Consider the following 1,516-nt stretch of genomic DNA (forward strand, 5'->3'; position numbering starts at 1 on the left):
AATCGCCGCGCGGCGCGCGCGCGCCGACGCCGGCCGCGCGCGCCTGGCGCTGAACCTGCAGCTGGGCCTGCACGGCGACGAAGCCGACTGGGAAGCCAGCGACAACCTGCCCCTGCCGGTGCCGCGGGAAGACGATGCCGGAGTCCTTGCGCGCCTGGCCGCCGACGGCAATCCCGAACTGCTGGCCGCACGCAAGGAAGCCGAAGTGCTGGCCGATGCGCTGGGCCTCACGCGCACGCTGCGCTGGCTGGGCGGCAGCGAGATCGGCTACGAGCGCGAAAGCGAGGCCGATGGTGCGCGACTGCGCGGTCCCGAGATCGCGCTGGAGCTGCCGATCTTCAACCAGGGCCAGGCACGTTTGGCGCGCGCACAGGCGCAGCTGGCCGCGGCGCTGGCGCGCGTGCAGCAGGCGGAGCTTTCCACGGCCCAGGGCGTGCGGTTGGGCAGTGAGTCGGTGGCGGCGATGCGCGACGTGGTGCAGCTGCACCGCGAGGCGCTGGTGCCCCAGCGCGAGGCCATCGTGGCGCGCCAGCAGGAGCGCCAGAACTTCATGCTGATAGGCGTGTTCGAGCTGGTGCAGGCCAAGGTGGCGGAATACGACGCCTACCAGGCCTACCTCGAGTCGGTACGTGATTACTGGCTGGCGCGCGTGGCCCTGTCGCGCGCGGTCGGCCAGCGCCTGCCCAGCGACGAAGGCATCGACGCACGCACGCCCAGCGTCAACGACATCCTGTCGCCCAAGGGCGGCATGGACCATTCACAGCACCAAGGCATGGATCATTCCAAGCACCAGGGCATGGACCATTCCAAGCCCGCGGCCGTGGACCATTCGCAGCACCAGGGCATGGACCATTCCAAGCCCGGGGCCATGGACCACTCGCAGCATCAGGGCATGGACCATTCCGAGCCCGAGGCGATGGACCACTCGCAGCATCAGGGCATGGATCATTCCAAGCCCGAGGCCGTGGACCATTCGCAGCATGAGGGAATGGATGATTCCAAGCCCGAGGCCGTGGACCATTCGCAGCACGAAGGCATGGACCACTCGAAGATGGACCATTCGCAGCATGAGCCTGCGCCCGCGCGCGACGACCAGCACGATCACGGAGACAAGCCATGAAACTCACCCGACGCAACCTGCTGATCGGCGCCGGCGCGGGGCTGGTGACCACCACCGCCGCGCAGGCCGTAGCGCAGTCCGGCGGCCACGAAGGCCACGACATGGCCGAGCCGGCGCCCTCCCCCGCCGCCCGTCGCGCGGGCAAGGTGCGCACGCTCAACGGCTGGTCCCTGCCCCACCGCAACGTCGGTGGCGTGAAGGAGTTCCACCTGGTGGCGGAAGAGTTCGAACACGAATTCGCGCCGGGATCCAAGGCAACCTGCTGGGGCTACAACGGCGGCACGCCCGGCCCGACCATTGAAGCCGTGGAAGGCGACCGCGTTCGCATCCTGGTCACCAACCGCCTGCGCGAACCCACCACCATCCACTGGCACGGCCTGTTGCTGCCCAGCGGCA

2 protein-coding genes are annotated in these 1,516 nt (G+C 69.3%); both read left to right on the forward strand.

Annotated features, from left to right (window positions below; all coding sequences use genetic code 11):
• Positions 1–1,120: TolC family protein (locus K0M70_RS13265; RefSeq protein WP_290782712.1), on the forward strand; the 1,120-nt coding region annotated here is incomplete at its 5' end.
• The coding region (locus K0M70_RS13270; RefSeq protein ID WP_290782713.1) for a multicopper oxidase domain-containing protein at positions 1,117–1,516 on the forward strand (400 nt) is incomplete at its 3' end. The genes K0M70_RS13265 and K0M70_RS13270, both read left to right, overlap by 4 nt.

The sequence above is a fragment of the Arenimonas sp. genome (assembly GCF_019459675.1).
GTDB lineage: Bacteria > Pseudomonadota > Gammaproteobacteria > Xanthomonadales > Xanthomonadaceae > Arenimonas.